This is a genomic window from Streptomyces sp. NPDC013157, assembly GCF_042899865.1.
Taxonomy (GTDB): domain Bacteria; phylum Actinomycetota; class Actinomycetes; order Streptomycetales; family Streptomycetaceae; genus Streptomyces.
Genome location: NZ_JBIBAK010000005.1, coordinates 302,654 through 316,684, shown reverse-complemented (window position 1 = coordinate 316,684; position 14,031 = coordinate 302,654). Strand labels below are relative to the sequence as shown.

Below are 14,031 nucleotides of genomic sequence, written 5' to 3'. Positions count from 1 at the left end.
TCTAGGTTGGGCGGTGCCGATACCGACCCGCCGGAGAGGAAACGACCATGAGGACACTGGTGCTCGGAAGGACGCCCGCCAGGGTGACCGCGGTACTCGCCACGCTGCACGCGGACGGCTTCGACGCGGAGGGGGTGAGCACCGACGAGGAGGCCCTGAAGCTCCTGGCGACCGAGGAGTTCGGAGTGCTGATCATCGGCGGGGGCGTGGGACCCGACTCCCGCGCGGCGATCAAGGAGTTCGCGGCGGAACACCGGGTACGGAACGTGATCGACGGCGCGCTGTCCGAGCCGTTCGACGTCTACGTGCGGCGGGAGTTCGAGCCGCTGATCCGCAGGGCCGCCGCCGAGGGGTGACGGTCGTCGGGCGGACGGCCGTCGGATGGGCGGCCGTCGGGCGGGATCCGGGGACCCACCCGACGGATCTGGGCGGTCACCGCACTAGAGCGCCCTGACCTGCTGCGCCTGCGGGCCCTTCGTGCCCTGCCCGATGTCGAACTCGACGCGCTGGCCCTCGTCCAGGCTGCGGTAGCCGCTGCCCTGGACCTCCGAGTAGTGCACGAACACGTCAGGGCCGCCGCCGTCCTGCTCGATGAACCCGAACCCCTTCTCCGCGTTGAACCACTTGACGCTGCCCTGAGCCATGCCTGTTTCCCTTGTCTCATTGCCACGACCCGAATCGTCGCGGACCGCGACGATTCCTCCCCTCACGCCGGGACGGGAAACCCCTGTGGGCCACAATCACCCGGATGGTGGGAACCTTGTGACGGCCGGAGCGTGTGCACCGGCCGCCGGCGAGGCCGGTCACCAGGCCGTCCAGCCCCCGTCCACGGTGAGGGTGGTGCCGGTGACGAAGCGGGAGGCGTCCGAGGCGAGGAACACCGCGGCGCCGCCCAGTTCCGTGGCGTCGCCCACCCGGCCCAGCGGAGTCCCGCGGACGATCCGCTCGCCCCAGCGGCTGTCCAGCAGCCCTGAGCTGAGGTCGGTGTGGAAGTAACCGGGGGCCAGGGCGTTGACCCGCACCCCGCGATCGGCCCACTCCACGGCCAGCGCCCGGGTCAGGGCCTCCACCCCGCCCTTGCTCGCGGCGTAGGCGGCGATGCGCTCGAATCCGGTCGAGGCGTGCACGGACGAGACGTTGACGATCGAACCCGAGCGCTGCTCCAGCATCACCTTGCCGGCCTCGCGGCAGCAGTAGAAGGTGCCGGCCAGGTTCACGTCGACGACCTGCCGCCAGTCCTGGTCGGTGACCTTCTCGCTGCGCGTGAAGTGCGGGCTGATCCCCGCGCAGTTGACCAGTACGTCCAGCCGGCCGGTCCGTTCGGCGATGCGCCCGACCGTCTCGCGCACGGCGGCGGAGTCGGCGACCGATCCGGGCAGCACCAGCACCTTGCCGCCGTGGCCGGTGAGTTCGGACTCCAGGATTTCGAGATCGGAGGCGGTGCGCGCGGTCACGGCGACGGTGGCGCCGGCCTGGGCGAGGGCGACGGCGATGGCACGCCCGAGCCCCTTTCCGGCCCCCGTGACCCACGCGGTCCTGCCGTCCAGGCGCAGTTCGGTGTTCACGTCGGTCATGGCTCAGCCCTCCGCGGGGATGTCGCGCAGCGTCCGCTTGAGGACCTTGCCCGAGGGCGTACGGGGCAGTTCGGCGACGAAGTCGAAGCGGGCCGGCACCTTGAACCTGGCCAGCCGGGCGCGGCAGAACTCCCGGAGTTCCTCGGCCCCGGCCTTCGCGTCCGGCCGTAGCACCACGAACGCGCGCGGGACCTCGCCCCAGCGGGGATGCGTCAGTCCGACCACGGCCGCCTCCAGGACGGCCGGGTGCTCGTACAGCACCCGTTCCACCTCGGGCGTCGCGATGTTCTCGCCACCGGAGACGATCATGTCCTTCTTGCGGTCGTCGATGTAGAGGAAGCCGTCCTCGTCGAGGTGACCGATGTCCCCGGTGTGGAACCAGCCGTCCCGCAGGGCGGCGGCGGTGGCCTGCTCGTCCCGCCAGTAACCGGCGAAGACCTTCGGGCCGCGCAGGGTGATCTCGCCGAGTTCGCCCGCCGGCGCCTCCCTGCCCTCGTCGTCGACGATCCGGACCCGGGTGTGCGGCACCGGGCGGCCCACCGAGCCCAGTTTGGCCAGGGCGTGCTCACGGTCCAGGAAGGTGTCGCCGGAGACGGTCTCGGTCAGGCCGTAGGCGTCGGCGTACCAGGCGTTGGGGAACGCGGTCATGATGCGGCGCAGCACCGGCTCGGGGGTCTTCTCGCCGCCGCCCAGGACGAAGCGGACCGAGGTGGTGTCGTAGCTGTCGCGGTCGGGGACCTCCAGGACCGCGTTGACCATGGCCGGCGCCAGCCACAGGTTGGTGACGCGGTGCCTCGGGATCGCCTCCAGGACCCCCACCGGGTCGAACCTGCGCTGCAGCACCACGGCGCCGCCCGCGTAGAGGGTCGCGAGGCCGGGCATGTCGAGGCCGCCCACGTGGTAGAGCGGGCCGCACACCAGGGTGGTGTCGGCCGCGGTGAGCCCGAAGTGCACGATGTGCGCGAGGTTCTTGGCCTGCAGGTTCCCGTAGGTGATGCGCACGCCCTTGGGCCGTGAGGTGGTGCCGGAGGTGTACATCAGACGCTGCAGGTCCTCCGTGCCGACGTCCACCGGAGCCACGCGGGCGCCCCGGTGGCCGTCGAGCAGCGCCTCGTAGCCCCGCCAGGACCCCTCGGGCGTGCCGCCGACCAGGATCCGGTGCTCCAGGTCCGTCAGGCAGCCGGCACTGCGCTCCATCGCCGGCACGAACTCCGGCTCGGCGATGACGGCCCTGGCCTGGGCGTGGCCCAGGATGTACTGCCACTCCTCCTCGGAGAGCCGGTAGTTGAGCGGCAGGAACACGGCGCCGATCCGGCTCGCCGCGTAGACCAGCTCCAGGAACTCCGGCCGGTTGTAGAGGAGCAGGGCGACGACATCGCCGCGCCGGATGCCGAGTTCGGTCAGCCCGGCGGCCAACTGGTCGACCCGCTCGTGCAGCTGACGAACCGTCAGGCTCCGGTCCTCCTGCGCGACCGCCACGGCGTCGGGCCGCTGGGTCAGGTGGTAGTCGAGGATGCTCGCGAAATTGTGCACGGCTCACTCTCACTGTGTGGTGTTCGACGACGACCGCGGCTGCCTCGGCTCCAGGGCAACCCGGGTCCCGACCGGTCGGTTGCCCGCACCGAAGATTTAGTGTACCCCTTGGTCTATAAAACTTGTTTCCGCACTTTACGACGGCACGAAGGCCTCGACAAGCGCTCCCGCGCCTGCCGGTGCCGGAACCGGCGGGATGTGCTGGAGCCGACGAGGAGGTGCCTGTGCCACGCATCCGCTTCGACCTCGACGGGCCGGTCGTCACGGTCCGCCTGGACAACCCGCCGATGAACGCCTTCGACTCCGCCCAGCGGGAGGAGCTCTCCGCCTGCGTCCGCGAGCTCGCCGACGCCACCGGCGTGCGCGCCGTGGTGCTCTACGGCGGAGAGCGGCTGTTCGCGGCCGGCGCGGACGTGAAGGCGCTGGCCGCGATGGGGCCCGAGGAGGTCCGGGGCTGGAACCGCGCCCTGCAGCGGACCTTCGACGACGTCGCGCGGCTGCCGATGCCCGTCGTCGCGGCCGTCACCGGCTACGCCCTCGGCGGGGGTCTGGAGCTGGCCCTCGCCGCCGACTACCGGGTGGCGGCCGACGACGCACTCCTCGGGCAGCCCGAGGTCCAGCTCGGCATCATGCCGGGCTCGGGCGGCACCCAGCGGCTCACCCGGCTGATCGGCCCGTCCCGCGCGAAGAACCTCCTGATGACCGGCCGCCGGGTGGGGGCCGACGAGGCACTGGGCCTCGGCCTGGTGGATGAGGTGGTCCCGCCCGCCCGCGTCCTCGACACCGCCCTCGACTACGCCCGCCGCCTCGCCGAGGGCCCGGCCGCCGCCCTGGAGGCGATCAAGGAAGCGGTCGACCACGGCGCCGACACGGCCCTCGCCACCGGCCTCAGCCTCGAACGCGCCCTGTTCACCGGCGTCTTCGGCACGCACGACGCCACCACGGGCATCCGCTCGTTCCTCGACCACGGCCCGGGCCGGGCCCGCTTCGGGGACGCGGGACAGTAGCGCCCCGCAAGGGGCGCGGGGAACTGCGCGACAAGCCACAACGGCGCCGCAGCCGAAGCACACACATCACCGGCGCTTACAGGTACGACACGAAAGGGGTGCCCACCATGAAGGCACTGCGCTGGCACGGCGCACGGGACCTCCGCCTCGAAGAGGTCCCCGACCCTCCCGAGCCCGGCCCGCACGAGGCCGTCGTGGAGGTCTCCTGGTGCGGAGTGTGCGGCACCGACCTGCACGAGTTCCTGGAGGGCCCGCACATGATCCGCACCGGCCCGCACCCGCTCACCGGCGCCGAGCCACCCCTCGCCCTCGGCCACGAACTGAGCGGCACCGTCGTCGCGCTCGGCACCGACGTGCCCGGCATCGCGATCGGCGACCGGGTCACCGCCGACCCCGTCTGGCGCTGCGGCGTCTGCTTCTGGTGCGCGCGCGGCGAGTACCACATCTGCCCCAGCAGCGGCTCCGTCGGCCTCGCCTCGCCCGGCGGCTTCGCCGACCGCGTCACCGTACCGATCGCCGGACTGACCCGGCTGCCCGACAACGTCACCGACGAGATGGCGGCGGTCGCCGAACCCCTGGCCGTCGGCCTGCACGCGGTGACGCGTGCCGGGGTGCGGCCCGGCGACAACGTCCTGGTCGTCGGCGGCGGACCCATCGGCGTCGCCGTCGTCCTCGCGGCCCGGACCGCCGGCGCGGCCGGGCTGTACGTGAGCGAGCCCCTCAAGGAGCGCCGGGAGATGCTGCTCGGCATCGGCGTCACCGAGGCCTTCGACCCGGCGGAGACCGACGTGCGCCGCGAGGTGTTCCTGCGCACCGGCCGGATCGGCCCGGACGCCGTCATCGACGCGACCGGCGTACCCCGGCTCGCCGCCCAGGCCGTCGCCACCGTCCGGCGCGGCGGCCGGGTCGTGCTCGCCGGAGTCGGCCACGGCAGCGTCGAGTTCGACATGGGGCAGCTCGTCTTCTACGAGCGTTCCGTGCTCGGCACGCTCGGCTACAACTTCGACATTCCCCGCGTGATCGACCTGATGAGCACCGGGCGCCTGGACGCCTCGGCGCTGGTCACCGGGCGCTTTCCGCTCTCCGCGGGAGCCGGGGTCTTCGCGGACCTGGCCGCCGACCGGGCCCGCCACCTCAAGGTTCTGCTGACCCCGAAGGGATGACCGACATGGATTTCGACCTGCCCGAGGAGACCGTCGCCCTCAAGGAGATGGTCCGTGAGTTCGCGGCCAAGGAGATCACGCCGCACGCGGCCCAGTGGTCGGAGAACGAGGAGTTCCCGACCCAGGTCTTCACCAAGCTCGGCGAACTCGGCCTGATGGGCATGCTGGTGCCCGAGGAGTACGGCGGCGCCGGCTCCGACATGGTCACCTACGTGGCCGTGATGGAGGAACTCGGCGCCGCGGACCAGTCGGTGGCCTCCTCCTGGAACGCCCACTCGACCATCGCCACGCTGCCGCTGCTCGCCTACGGCACCGAGGAGCAGAAGCACCGCTGGCTGGCCCCGCTGGCGGCCGGCGAGGCCATCGGTGCCTTCGGCCTGACCGAGCCGGAGGCCGGTTCCGACGCGGCCGGCATCGCCACCACCGCCCGCCGGGCGGACGGCGGCTGGGTGATCAACGGCACCAAGATGTTCATCACCAACGCCGGCACCGACATCAGCCAGGGCGTCACCATCCTCGCCGTCACCGGCCGCGGCGACGAGGGGCGCAAGCGGTACGCGACCTTCTACGTCCCGACCGGCACCCCCGGCTACACCGTCGGCCACAAGCTGAAGAAGCTCGGCTGGCACGCCATGGACACCCGGGAACTGGTCTTCGACGGCTGTTTCGTCCCCGACGACCACCTGATCGGCGAGGAGGGCGGCGGCCTGCGCCAGTTCCTCTCCGTCCTCGACAAGGGCCGCATCAGCGTCGCCGCGCTCGGCCTGTCCCTCGCGAAGGCCGCGCTCGGCCTGGCCGTCAAACACGCCACCGAACGGCACCAGTTCGGCCGTCCGCTGTCGGACTTCCAGGCCGTCGGGCACAAGATCGCCGACATGGGCACCGAGCTGGAGGCCGCCCGCTGCCTGGTCTACCGGGCCGCCTGGCTCGCCGACCGGGGGCGCCCGCACAGCACCGCGTCCGCCATGGCCAAGCTCTACGCCTCCGAGGTCGCCAACCGGGCCGCCTCCCAGGCCGTCCAGATCCACGGCGGCTACGGCTACGTCCGGGAGTCGGAGATCTCCCGCTTCTACGCCGACGCCAAGATCCTGGAGATCGGCGAGGGCACCAACGAGATCCAGCGCAATGTCATCGCCAGGGCGCTGGTCGGCGAGGCGTGAGCGGGTTCCCGCGGTGTGCGTCGGTACACCGCGGGACCGTCCGTCAGCCGGCGGCGGGGACCTGCTCCCACTCCGCCTCGGGGTCGAGCGGAAGACCGGGCCGCTCGCGCTTGAACGCCTCGGCCTGGTCCTCGACCCTCGGCAGGGCGTGGTCCGGCGCACCGAACCCGCGGAACAGGGTCGCGCAGTACTCGGCGGACAGGAACGGCGCGTCCCACTGCCCCTCCGGCCGCACCCATTGGTAGGTGTGGTTGTGCAGGTTCAGGAACTGCAGGGTGGCGAGGCGCGGCGACGTCTGCCGGAAGACGCCCTGTTCCATGGCCTCCGAGAGCAGGCCGGAGATCAGCTCCTCGAAGTCGGAGCGCTGCCCGAGCAGGGTCTTGAGCTCGTCGCCGCTGAGACTGCGGTAGTCGTGCTCGTAGACCCAGATGTGGTCGAGACGCCGGAAGATGATCGTCAGCAGCGACTCCGACAGCAGCCGCAGCCGCAGCAGGGGCTCCTCGTCCAGGTCCGCGATCTGGCGGGCGCGGGCGAGCAGCGGCCCCATCACCCGGGACTGGATCTCGACCAGCAGGTTCTCCTTGGAGCCGATGTAGTAGTACAGCGCTCCCTTGGCGAGCCCGACCGCGCGACCCAGGTCGTTGATGGAGGTCGCCGCGTACCCCTGCTGTGCGAACAGCGAGGCCGCGATGTCGATGATCTTCTGGCGTCTGACCTCGAAACCCGGTCCATGGCCCGGCGGACGTGGCATGGATTCCTCTCCCCGCGTGATGTGACGACGTGTCGATTGAAACAGGCTCCCGGGCCCGCGTCGAACAGCCTTCGGCACATCCGGGGGAAGCGGACTCCAGGGCGTCGTTCCAGTTTGCTAGACCAAACGGTACATTAAAACACGGAATACAGACGGCCCGGCCGTCTGCGTGAGCATTGCGAGGACGCGCATGACCCAGGTACCTCAGCACACCGGCTCCGCCCTGACGGACGACCTCCTGGAAATGTACCGCCGCATGCGGCGCATCCGGCGCTTCGAGGAGCGGGCGTCCGAGCTGTACAAGGCGACGGAGATACCCGGCTTCCTGCATCTGTCCATCGGGCAGGAGGCCAGTGCCGTCGGCGCCTGCTGGCCGCTCACCGAGCGCGACGGCATCACCTCCACCCACCGCGGCCACGGCCACGTCCTGGCCAAGGGCCTGGACGCCGCCCCGATGATGGCCGAGCTGATGGGCAAGGACGCGGGCACCAACCGGGGCCGCGGCGGTTCGATGCACATCGCCGACCCCGGGCTCGGCATCTACGGCGCCAACGGCATCGTCGGCGCCGGACTGCCGATCGCCGGGGGCGTCGCCACGGCCGCCAAGCTGCGCGGCCGGGGCGACGTCGTGGTGGCGTTCTTCGGGGACGGCGCGGTCGCCCAGGGCATGTTCCACGAGGCCGTCAACCTGGCCGCCGTATGGGACCTGCCGGTCGTCTTCCTCTGCGAGAACAACCACTACTCCGAGTTCTCGCCGGCCGCCGAACAGCACCGCGCCGGCCTCGCCGCCCGCGCCGCCGGGTACGGCATCGGCTACGAGCACGTCGACGGCAACGACGTGCTCGCGGTGCAGACGCTGATGTCGGACGTGGTGGCACGGCTGCGGGCGGGCGGCGGCCCCGTCCTGGTGGAGGCCGAGACCTACCGCTGGCACGGTCACTACGAGGGCGACCCCGAGCGCTACCGCCCGGCCGAGGAGGTCGCGGCCGCCAAGGAACGCGACCCCCTGGTCATCGCGCGCCGGCACCTGGCGGCGGCCGGGGTGGCGACGGCCCTCGCGGACGCCGTCGACGAGGAGATCGGCAAGGAGATCGAGGCGGCCGTGGAGTGGGCCCGCAGCCTGCCGGAACCGGCCCCGGAGACGCTGTACGACTTCGTCTCCGCCCCGCGTCCCGCCGTACCGGAGCCCGCCCCCGCCGAAGGGGAGATCTTCCGCACGATGGACGCCGTACGCCTCGCGCTGGAGCACGAACTCACCGCCGACCCGGACGTGTTCGTCGCCGGCATCGACGTCGGCGCGGGCGGCAACGTCTTCGGCCTCACCCGCGGCCTGGCCCAGGCCTTTCCGGGCCGGGTGCGCGACACCCCGATCAGCGAGAGCGCGATCCTCGGCACGGCGGTGGGGGCGGCCATGGCCGGCATGAGGCCGGTCGTCGAGGTCATGTACATGGACTTCATCGGCGTCTGCCTGGACATGCTGCTCAACCAGGCCGCGAAGCTGCGTTTCATGACCGGCGGCCGGGCCGCCATGCCCCTCGTCGTGCGCACCCAGTTCGGCGCGGGCCGCTCCTCCGGCAGCCAGCACTCCCAGTCCCTGGAGGCGCTGCTCGCGCACATCCCCGGCCTGACCGTGGTGATGCCCGCCAACCCGGCCGACACCTACGGCCTGCTGCGGGCCGCCATCCAGGACCCCAACCCGGTGGTCTTCGTGGAGAACCGCCTCCAGTACGGCTTCAAGGGGCCTCGCCCGCCGGCCGACCACCTCGTCCCGCTGGGCCGGGCCAAGGTCGTCCGGGAGGGCACCGACATCACGCTGGTCTCCTGGTCGCGAATGGTCCAGGACTCCCTGGCCGCCGCGGAACTGCTGGCGGCCGAGGGCGTGAGCGTCGAGGTGATCGACCTGCGCACGATCGCCCCGCTGGACCGCGAGACCGTCCTCGCCTCCCTCGCCAGGACCAACCGGCTGGTCATCGCCCACGAGGCGGTACGGGACTTCGGTGTCGGCGCCGAGCTGTCCGCGCTCGCCGTCGACGAGGGCTTCTGGCACCTGGACGCGCCCGTCACCCGCGTCGCCCCGCCGCCGATGCCGGCCCCCTACACGCCCGCGCTGGAACGGCTCTGGCTGCCCTCGCGCGACACCATCGCCGACACGCTGCGGCGGATCGCGGCGGTGTGACCGGGCCGCGCGGCGGCACGCCGAAGGGGTGCCCCCGGGATTCGCTCCCGGGGGCACCCCTTCGTGGTGTCCGCCGCCGGCCCGCCTTGATCGGCAGGACCATGCATGGGCCGGCGGCGGTCCGGCCGTGACCGTGGATCAGACGGTCGCGACCGGGGTCAGCGGACTGCCCTGGGTGCCGGGCAGGTTGAGCGGGGGAGCGGTGAGCAGGAAGCGGCTGCGGTTGTGCTCGCGCAGCCACGCCGCCAGGTCGTGCAGGTACCACAGCTCGCCGAGCGGGACGCCCAGCTTGAACAGGCACAGGTGGTGGATGGGGAGCAGGGTGTGGCGGCCCTGGGCCTGGGTGACGCCCACCCCCTCGACCGCGTAGTTGTCGGAGATCAGCGCCGACATCTGCGACTCGGCGATCCACTTGAGGATGTCCGGGTCGTCCGCGTCGAGGTACGCGGCGGTCTGGTGGATCGCCACCGGGTCCGGGTCCTTGTTCCAGGCGAGCACCTGGGTGGCGAAACCGGTGTGCAGCAGCACCATGTCGCCGGGCTCCACGGTCACGTTGTCCGCGGCCATGATCTCCTGGAGCTGCTTGTAAGTGACGGCCTGGTAGCCGGTGCCCAGGTGGTGCGCGATGTCGATGAGGACACCGCGGCCCTGGACGCCGTGCTCCGCCATCTTCTCCAGGCCGAGGTGGCGGGCGAAGCTGACGCTTCCGCTGCCGTCGCCCTTGGCGTCCTCCTGCGGCCCCACCAGGTCGGTGCCGGGCCGGAAGCCGTTGTAGTAGACCGGCTCGGCCTCGCCGTCGCCGTCGGCGTCGAACTCGGCGCCCTGGTGGGCGAGGGAGTCCCACTGGGTCGAGTACTGCAGCCAGAGGGTCACCACGTCGTCGGACCAGACGTCGATCAGGGACGGGTCGATCTGGTCGCGTGCGACGACGTTGTAGAAGACGTCCTGGTTGTGCGCGAGGTCCTCGGTGGGCTTCAGGATCGGCGGGTACCGCCGCTGGTTCAGGGCCGTACCGCCCGGGTAGTCCAGCGGCAGGCTCAGGCTGAAGGTGACCCCGTGCTCCACCTCGCGCACGCCCTGGAGCACCTTCTCGGCGGTCAGCAGGTTGATGCGCCCGAGTTCGTCGTCCTCGCCGAAATCGCCCCACGTCGAGCCCGGCGGCCGCTGCTTCCAACGCTTCGTCACGATAAAAACGCCTCCTTAGACGACGGTCCCCGTCGACGGTCGTGGCCGCATGCTATTTGCAATGTACCGAGCGGTCAACAAGTCTGGCAGCTTGCAATTCAGGACTTCATATTGCCCCTGAGGATCAATAGACTGACTGGTCGAAACGTCTAGCACTTGGAGAGGCAATGAGCGAATCCACACAGGCGTGGGTCGCGGCCGGGGTCCGTGCCGTGATCGGCGCGCACACCCAGGCCCAGGACGCCGGCCGCACCGACGACATCGTCGCGCTGTACGCGCCCGACGGGATCCTGGAGCTGCCGGGCATGGACCCGGTGGAGGGGCACGACGCCCTGCGCGCGGCCTTCAAGGGCTGGGCTCCCACGCAGCCGCAGCTGCACCTCGTGGGCAACACCGTCGTCACCGCCTCCGGGCCGGACGAGGCGACCGCGACGAGCGACGTGGCCTTCTTCCTGCGGGGCGAGTCGGGCTGGGCACCGCAGGTCGTCGGCCACTACGAGGACACACTGCGGCACGTCGACGGCACCTGGCTCATCCAGCGGCGGGTGACCGTCTTCCAGGCGTAGTCCGCCCCGTTTCGTCCCTGTCCGCTCCATCCCTTCCGTAACTGCTGAGAGAAGAAGACACATGACCATCTCCGCCGAAGAAGCCCTGGCCGGCGTGCAGTCCGTCATCGCGGCCTACGCGCACGCCATCGACGCGGGCGACGCCGGCAGTGTCGCCGACCTGTTCACACAGGACGGTGTCTCCGAGATCGCCGGTCAGGGGACCTTCGAGGGCCGCGACGAGATCCGCAAGGCCTACGGCGCGTTCACCCCGCAGGCTCCGCAGCTGCACCTGGTCGGCAACACCGTCCTCACCTCGCCTCCCGGCGAGGAGGTGACGGCCAGCAGCAACCTGGTGTTCTTCGCGCGGGGCGAGCAGGGCTGGGCCGTCCAGCTCGTCGGGAGCTACGAGGACACGGTGGTCCTCGTGGACGGGGCGTGGAAGTTCCGCAGGCGGGTCACGTCCTTCCAGTGACCCGGTACGGATGAGCGCCCGTGCCGCCGGTCCCGCCCCGTGACGGGACCGGCGGCACGGGCGCCGGTCTGTTCAGTCCTGCTTCTGGTCCGCCTTGGCGAAGGAGAACGCGGGGAAGCCGTTCTCGGTGGACTCGTTGATCAGTTCCTTGAGCTTCCACCGGCCGGTCGGGTTGAGCAGCTGTTTGATCGCCTTGCCGGGGATGTTCGCCCCGTAGAAGTAGCTGCTCTTCAGGAAGGAGGACTGGCTCTCGCTGTCGTTGACCAGGTTCGTCCACTCCTCCTCCGCGGCCGCGGTGAGCGCGACGACGTCGTGGCCGCGGTCGCGTGCGTGCACGAGGACGTCCGTCACGTAGTCGACCTGGTCGCCGGAGTAGCGCGGGTTGTTGCCGAGGGCGCCGTGCGGTCCGCCGGGGAAGAAGAAGTTCGGGAAGCCGGCGGTCGCGACGCCCAGGTACGTCGACGGACCGTCCGCCCAGTACTCCTTGAGGGCGAGCCCGTCACGGCCCCGCACGCCCAGCCGGTTCAGGGCGCCGGTGCCGAAGTCGTAGCCGGTGGCCCAGATGATGATGTCGACCTCGTGCACGCCCTCCGCGGTCTCGATGCCGGTCTCGGTGATGCGGATGATCGGCGTCTCGTTGATGTCGACGAGGTGGACGTTCGGCTTGTTGTACGCCTCGTAGTAGCCGGTGCCGAACGGGGGCCGCCGGCCGCCGTAGCCGTGCCCCTTGGGGATGAGTTTCTCGGCCGTCGCCGGATCCTTGACGATGGAACGGATCTTGGCGGCGATGAACGCGCAGAACTCCTCGTTGACCGTGGGGTTGGTGGTCATGTCGTAGTAGTGCTCGGAGAGCTTGGTGAAGCCGGGGCTGTTCCACTTCTGCTCGTAGAACTCCTGCCGTTGCTCCGGGGTGTCGTCCAGGCCCGAGCGCATCGTGATCTGGTGCAGGAACCCGCTGACCGAGGTGTTCAGCGTGTCGCGGATGGACTCGAAGTTGGCCTTCAGGTCCGCCTGCTCCTCGGGCGTGATCGGCCGGTTGTTCAGCGGCGTGAGCCAGTCGGCGACCTTCTGGTACACCGTGATGGAGGCCACCTCGTCGGCGATCGCCGGGACGATCTGCACGCCGCTGGAGCCGGTGCCGATCTGGGCCACCCGCTTGCCGGCGAAGTCCACGGGTGTCTTCGGCCACCGTCCGGTGTGGTGCTGCTCGCCGCGGAAGTCCGCGCGCCCGGGGATGTCCGGGATGAACGGCACCGAGAGGATGCCGGTCGCCGCGACCACGAACCGTGCCCGGCGTTCCGTGCCGTCCTCCGTCCGGACGGTCCAGGTGCCCGACGGCTCGTCCCAGACGGCCGAGGTCACCTTGGCGCCGAAGGAGATGTGCCGGCGCAGGTCGAACCGGTCGACCACGTGGTTGAAGTACCGCTCGATCTCCGGCTGGCCGGCGAAGTGCTCCGACCACTCCCACTCCTCCCACAGCTCCTTGGAGAACAGGTAGCCGTAGGTGTAGCTCTCGGAGTCGAAGCGGGCCTGGGGGTAGCGGTTCCAGTACCAGGTGCCGCCCACACCCGTGCCGGCCTCGATCAGCTGCGCCGAGAAGCCGGCCTCGCGGGCCCGGTAGAGCTGGTAGATGCCGGTGACCCCGGCGCCGATCACCAGTACGTCGACGACACCGACGCCCTGCTCCGGTGCCTGTGCCTGCGCGGCGGGCGCCGCTTCCGGCGCCTTCGTCGATTCGCTCATCTGCCCTCCAACGTGACAGGGGCCGCTGCTCCCGCGTGCGCCTTGAATGATGTTTCGACCAGTCGGTCGAATATTCAGGCCGAGCGTAAGGGAGGGGGTGGGCCCGATCAATGGTCTGGGGTCGCGGGTTTCGGGTCCCCGGGTGATCTCGCCGCACGGCGGGCTCGGTCCGCGGCGCGGACGACCGGATCGGCGCGATGGATTGATTGTACCGACCGTTTGAATTAACTTTCGCTCAGGCGAACCGCACAATGTCGTGGCAGAGGAGTCGCACATGACGACCGAGGACGTCCAGGAACCCACCGTGGCGGGGGCCGGGACCACCGCCGATCTGCGAGCCGCCGGCTGGAAGGCCATGCGCGCGGCTCTGCCGGGGGTCTTCCCGGAAGGGGAGGTCGACCTCCGCGACGGCCGTCTCGGGGAGGAACTGGTCGACATCGGTCTGACCAGCGTCTGGGGCGCGATCTGGGCCCGTGAGGGGCTCGCCCCCCGGGACCGCAGCCTGGTCACGCTCGGCCTCCTGATCGCGCTGGGCGCCGAGACCGAGTTGAAGACGCACGTCCGGGTCGCGCTGACCAACGGACTGACCAAGGACGAGATCGCCGAGGTCATCTACCACTCCGCCGGCTACGCGGGCTTCCCCCGCGCGGTGGGGGCCCGCAACGCGGCGCGCGAGGCGCTGGGCGAGTGACGGGGGCCGTACGCCACCCGCGCCAGGC

General features: G+C 70.9%; 14 protein-coding genes. 8 read left to right on the top strand and 6 right to left on the bottom strand.

Annotated elements, in window-relative coordinates; genetic code table 11:
- The first annotated feature begins 47 nt into the window (after nucleotides 1-47).
- A complete protein-coding gene (locus tag ACFY6U_RS17855) occupies nucleotides 48-356 on the top strand; it encodes a hypothetical protein (protein WP_390039182.1) in 309 nt (102 codons plus the stop codon).
- An 84-nt stretch (nucleotides 357-440) separates the two neighbouring features.
- Here ACFY6U_RS17855 and ACFY6U_RS17850 read toward each other — a convergent pair whose 3' ends face one another.
- From ACFY6U_RS17850 to ACFY6U_RS17840, 3 genes are all read right to left on the bottom strand, one after another.
- Complete coding sequence (locus ACFY6U_RS17850; protein WP_294009986.1) at nucleotides 441-644, bottom strand: cold-shock protein; 204 nt, start codon at nucleotides 642-644, stop codon at nucleotides 441-443.
- Nucleotides 645-803: 159 nt separating this feature from the next.
- The gene (locus tag ACFY6U_RS17845; RefSeq protein WP_390039180.1) at nucleotides 804-1,574 is read right to left on the bottom strand and encodes an SDR family NAD(P)-dependent oxidoreductase; all 771 of its coding nucleotides are present in this window, start codon (nucleotides 1,572-1,574) and stop codon (nucleotides 804-806) included.
- Nucleotides 1,575-1,577: 3 nt separating this feature from the next.
- On the bottom strand, nucleotides 1,578-3,107 hold the full coding sequence (locus ACFY6U_RS17840) for a long-chain fatty acid--CoA ligase (RefSeq protein ID WP_390039178.1): 1,530 nt from the start codon (nucleotides 3,105-3,107) through the stop codon (nucleotides 1,578-1,580).
- A gap of 224 nt (nucleotides 3,108-3,331) precedes the next feature.
- Here ACFY6U_RS17840 and ACFY6U_RS17835 point away from each other — a divergent pair, with 224 nt between their 5' ends.
- The 3 genes from ACFY6U_RS17835 (at nucleotide 3,332) to ACFY6U_RS17825 (ending at nucleotide 6,437) form a co-directional block, all read left to right on the top strand.
- On the top strand, nucleotides 3,332-4,114 hold the full coding sequence (locus tag ACFY6U_RS17835; RefSeq protein ID WP_390039176.1) for an enoyl-CoA hydratase/isomerase family protein: 783 nt from the start codon (nucleotides 3,332-3,334) through the stop codon (nucleotides 4,112-4,114).
- Nucleotides 4,115-4,221: 107 nt separating this feature from the next.
- Complete coding sequence (locus tag ACFY6U_RS17830) at nucleotides 4,222-5,277, top strand: 2,3-butanediol dehydrogenase (protein ID WP_390039174.1); 1,056 nt, start codon at nucleotides 4,222-4,224, stop codon at nucleotides 5,275-5,277.
- Entirely contained in the window at nucleotides 5,274-6,437 is a 1,164-nt protein-coding gene (locus ACFY6U_RS17825; protein ID WP_390039172.1) for an acyl-CoA dehydrogenase family protein, read from the top strand. Before ACFY6U_RS17830 ends, ACFY6U_RS17825 begins: the two co-directional genes overlap by 4 nt.
- 43 nt (nucleotides 6,438-6,480) lie before the next feature.
- On the opposite strand, the gene ACFY6U_RS17820 is transcribed toward ACFY6U_RS17825, so the two are convergent.
- Nucleotides 6,481-7,188 (bottom strand): TetR/AcrR family transcriptional regulator, encoded by a 708-nt coding sequence (locus tag ACFY6U_RS17820; protein WP_390039170.1) that lies wholly within the window; start codon nucleotides 7,186-7,188, stop codon nucleotides 6,481-6,483.
- A gap of 190 nt (nucleotides 7,189-7,378) precedes the next feature.
- Between ACFY6U_RS17820 and ACFY6U_RS17815 the strand changes: the two genes are divergently transcribed.
- The gene (locus tag ACFY6U_RS17815; protein ID WP_390039168.1) at nucleotides 7,379-9,364 is read left to right on the top strand and encodes a pyruvate dehydrogenase complex E1 component subunit beta; all 1,986 of its coding nucleotides are present in this window, start codon (nucleotides 7,379-7,381) and stop codon (nucleotides 9,362-9,364) included.
- Nucleotides 9,365-9,502: 138 nt separating this feature from the next.
- Here the strand turns inward: ACFY6U_RS17815 and ACFY6U_RS17810 are convergent, their stop codons facing one another.
- Complete coding sequence (locus ACFY6U_RS17810) at nucleotides 9,503-10,549, bottom strand: cyclase family protein (protein WP_390039166.1); 1,047 nt, start codon at nucleotides 10,547-10,549, stop codon at nucleotides 9,503-9,505.
- Nucleotides 10,550-10,716: 167 nt separating this feature from the next.
- Between ACFY6U_RS17810 and ACFY6U_RS17805 the strand changes: the two genes are divergently transcribed.
- Complete coding sequence (locus tag ACFY6U_RS17805; RefSeq protein WP_390039164.1) at nucleotides 10,717-11,115, top strand: nuclear transport factor 2 family protein; 399 nt, start codon at nucleotides 10,717-10,719, stop codon at nucleotides 11,113-11,115.
- A 61-nt stretch (nucleotides 11,116-11,176) separates the two neighbouring features.
- Complete coding sequence (locus ACFY6U_RS17800) at nucleotides 11,177-11,569, top strand: nuclear transport factor 2 family protein (RefSeq protein ID WP_390039162.1); 393 nt, start codon at nucleotides 11,177-11,179, stop codon at nucleotides 11,567-11,569.
- 72 nt (nucleotides 11,570-11,641) lie between these two features.
- Here ACFY6U_RS17800 and ACFY6U_RS17795 read toward each other — a convergent pair whose 3' ends face one another.
- A complete protein-coding gene (locus ACFY6U_RS17795) occupies nucleotides 11,642-13,312 on the bottom strand; it encodes a flavin-containing monooxygenase (RefSeq protein ID WP_390039160.1) in 1,671 nt (556 codons plus the stop codon).
- Nucleotides 13,313-13,586: 274 nt separating this feature from the next.
- Between ACFY6U_RS17795 and ACFY6U_RS17790 the strand changes: the two genes are divergently transcribed.
- A complete protein-coding gene (locus ACFY6U_RS17790) occupies nucleotides 13,587-14,003 on the top strand; it encodes a carboxymuconolactone decarboxylase family protein (protein WP_390039158.1) in 417 nt (138 codons plus the stop codon).
- Nucleotides 14,004-14,031: the final 28 nt, after the last annotated feature.

What these genes read in the sequence shown, in the direction of transcription:
- ACFY6U_RS17855 (WP_390039182.1), top strand. Translation starts at nt 48, where the DNA reads ATGAGGACACTGGTGCTCGGAAGGACGCCCGCCAGGGTGACCGCGGTA.
- ACFY6U_RS17850 (WP_294009986.1), bottom strand. Translation starts at nt 644, where the DNA reads ATGGCTCAGGGCAGCGTCAAGTGGTTCAACGCGGAGAAGGGGTTCGGG.
- ACFY6U_RS17845 (WP_390039180.1), bottom strand. Translation starts at nt 1,574, where the DNA reads ATGACCGACGTGAACACCGAACTGCGCCTGGACGGCAGGACCGCGTGG.
- ACFY6U_RS17830 (WP_390039174.1), top strand. Translation starts at nt 4,222, where the DNA reads ATGAAGGCACTGCGCTGGCACGGCGCACGGGACCTCCGCCTCGAAGAG.
- ACFY6U_RS17825 (WP_390039172.1), top strand. Translation starts at nt 5,274, where the DNA reads ATGACCGACATGGATTTCGACCTGCCCGAGGAGACCGTCGCCCTCAAG.
- ACFY6U_RS17820 (WP_390039170.1), bottom strand. Translation starts at nt 7,188, where the DNA reads ATGCCACGTCCGCCGGGCCATGGACCGGGTTTCGAGGTCAGACGCCAG.
- ACFY6U_RS17815 (WP_390039168.1), top strand. Translation starts at nt 7,379, where the DNA reads ATGACCCAGGTACCTCAGCACACCGGCTCCGCCCTGACGGACGACCTC.
- ACFY6U_RS17805 (WP_390039164.1), top strand. Translation starts at nt 10,717, where the DNA reads ATGAGCGAATCCACACAGGCGTGGGTCGCGGCCGGGGTCCGTGCCGTG.
- ACFY6U_RS17800 (WP_390039162.1), top strand. Translation starts at nt 11,177, where the DNA reads ATGACCATCTCCGCCGAAGAAGCCCTGGCCGGCGTGCAGTCCGTCATC.
- ACFY6U_RS17795 (WP_390039160.1), bottom strand. Translation starts at nt 13,312, where the DNA reads ATGAGCGAATCGACGAAGGCGCCGGAAGCGGCGCCCGCCGCGCAGGCA.
- ACFY6U_RS17790 (WP_390039158.1), top strand. Translation starts at nt 13,587, where the DNA reads ATGACGACCGAGGACGTCCAGGAACCCACCGTGGCGGGGGCCGGGACC.